The organism is Candidatus Deferrimicrobiaceae bacterium, from assembly GCA_035256765.1.
GTDB lineage: Bacteria > Desulfobacterota > Deferrimicrobia > Deferrimicrobiales > Deferrimicrobiaceae > CSP1-8.
In genome coordinates, this window is record DATEXR010000109.1 from 1 (window position 1) to 2,599 (window position 2,599).

2 protein-coding genes are annotated in these 2,599 nt (G+C 69.3%); both read right to left on the reverse strand.

The window, feature by feature from the left end; genetic code table 11:
- Nucleotides 1-84: 84 nt before the first annotated feature.
- Nucleotides 85-1,458, reverse strand: coding sequence for a DNA repair protein RadA (radA, locus tag VJ307_03620; GenBank protein ID HJX73222.1), 1,374 nt, complete (start codon nt 1,456-1,458; stop codon nt 85-87).
- The coding region (gene larC, locus VJ307_03625; GenBank protein ID HJX73223.1) for a nickel pincer cofactor biosynthesis protein LarC at nt 1,446-2,599 on the reverse strand (1,154 nt) is incomplete at its 5' end. The genes radA and larC, both read right to left, overlap by 13 nt.

Genomic DNA, 2,599 nt, shown 5'->3' on the forward strand with positions numbered 1-2,599 from the left:
CCGCGACCCGGAAGGAATCGTTCGAACTCTACCTGCTGGCACGCGGCTTCCGGGGGTCGTGAACCGCTCGCGGGGCGGCTTCCTCTACGAGGTCTTCTTCCCCACATGGGCGAGGGCTTCCCGGATGTGGTGGACCGGCACCAGCGTGAGCGGGAACTTCGCGGAGAGGCGCTCGGCGTTGGACGCGGGGAGGAGCACCCGGGTAAACCCCATCTTCGCCGCCTCGTTCAGGCGGCTCTCCGCCATCGGGACCGCCCGCACCTCCCCTCCCAGCCCCACCTCGCCGAAAGCGGCCGTGCCCGACGGGATGACCTGGTCCCGGTAGCTGCCCGCCACCGCGCACAGAAGCGGCAGGTCCGCCGCCGTCTCGTCGAGCCGGATCCCCCCCGCCACGTTCACGAAGATGTCCTGGTTGTAGAGGGAGAGACCCGCCTTCTTCTCGAGGATCGCGCACAGCAGGATCACCCGGTTGGTGTCCGCCCCGAGCGTCGTCCTCCGGGGCATCGCGAGGAACGACTGGCTGGCCAGCGCCTGGACCTCCACGAGGAGCGGCCTCGTCCCCTCCACCGCCGGGAAGACGATCGTCCCCGACGTCTCCCCGGAGCGTTCCGACAGGAACAGCCCCGACGGGTCCGCCACCTCGGAGAGCCCCGTCGCCCGCATCTCGAACACGCCGATCTCGTTCGTGGACCCGAACCGGTTCTTCACGGCCTTCAAGATCCTGTACGGGTGCCCTTTTTCCCCCTCGAAATAGAGGACGGTGTCGACCAGGTGCTCGAGGACCCGCGGCCCGGCGATCGTCCCTTCCTTGGTGACATGCCCCACGAGGAAGACCGATACGCCCGCCTTCTTTCCGAAGAAGACGAGCCTTCCCGCGCACTCGCGCACCTGCCCGACGGCGCCCGGCGAACCGGGAAGGTCGGAGGTGAACATCGTCTGTATGGAGTCGACGATCAGCGCGAATGGGGACAGCTCGGACGTCGCCTGGATCACCCGTTCCACCGAGGTCTCGGCCAGCAGGAAGATCCCCTCCCCCCGCACGCCGAGCCGGGAGGCCCTGAGCTTCACCTGCGCCTCCGACTCCTCCCCGGAGGCGTAGAGCACCGGCCTGCCCTCGCGGGCAAGGCCGCTTGCCACCTGCAGGAGAACGGTCGATTTGCCGATCCCCGGGTCCCCGCCGATAAGCGTCGCCGAGGAGGGGACCACGCCGCCCCCCATGACGCGGTCGAATTCCCCGATCCCGCACCGGGTGCGCTCCGAGGCGCTCTCCGACACGTCGGCCAGGAGAACCGGCTTCGACGCGGGGAACCCTTCCGAGGCGACGCGGTATTTCGTCTCCGCCGCCGCGACCTCCTCGACGAGGGAGCCCCACTGCCCGCAGTCGGGGCACTTGCCCAGCCACTTCGGGGAAGAAAACCCGCAGGCGGTGCAGGCGTACTCGACCTTTACCTTCGCCACTTCCTCGCCACCTCCCAGGCCACCTCCTCGAAGGATGCCTTCCCGGCCCGGACGATCCTGCGCACGTCGTCGTACTCGGGGACGGGGCGGATCGACCCGTCCGGCAGTTCCGCCTCCTTGACCCTCACCTTGCCGAAGCGCGTATCCACCGTCCCCGACCTCCTTGCGAGCTTCAGCCGGTCGCAGGCGTGATACCGGAGGCCGATGGCGGTGGACAGGGAGAATACCGCCGCGGAGACGATCTCGAGACGCTCCTCCGGGCAGAGGATCCGCAGCACCCAGCCGGGACGGTTCTTCTTCATCATCGCGGGGAGGACGGCGACGTCCAGCGCCCCCGCGGCAAAGGCCCGTTCCATCAGAACCTCGAAGCGCTGGGGGCTCATGTCGTCGATGTTCGCCTCCACCTCGAGCACGCGGTCGTGGCCCGGCGCGTCGGGTACCGTTTCGCCCTCCACCACCCGGAGGATGTTCGCCCTCCCCGGGATCTCCCTGTGCCCCAAGCCGATCCCGACACCCCGGACAACCATCCCGGGGGGCCGCTCGAAGGAGGCCTCGAACGCCCGTAGAAGCGCCGCGCCCGTGGGGGTCACGAGTTCCCCCTCCCCCTCGCCGAACCGCCAAGGGGCGCCCGTCAGAAGCGCGAGGGTCGCCGGGCCGGGAACCGGGATCTTCCCGTGGGACGACCACGCCTCGCCGGACCCGCCGGGAAGCGGGGAGCAGAAGACGCCCGGGGCGCCGAGATGCTCGAAGAGGAAGCAGGCGGAAACGATGTCGACGATGGCGTCGGTCGCCCCCACCTCGTGGAAATGCACCTTCTCCATCGTGGTCCCGTGGACCTTCGCCTCGGCCTCCGCGAGCCGCTCGAAACCGACGATGGCGCGCTCCCGCGTCCCCGCGGGGAGCTTCGCCCGCCGCAGGAGGGAGACGATCTGGGGAAGATGCCTCGTGGACCCTTTCCGTGCGGAGAGCTTTACGCTCACCCGCGTCCCCGCCATCCCCGCGGAGGAGGCCTTTTCGACGGAGAAGGAATAGCCGCGAACGGGGAGACCCCGGAGCGCGCGGCGCAGATCCCTTTCCGCCCCCGTGAGAGCGAGGAGCGCCGCGCACGTCATGTCTCCCGCGATTCCGGAAAAACAGTCGA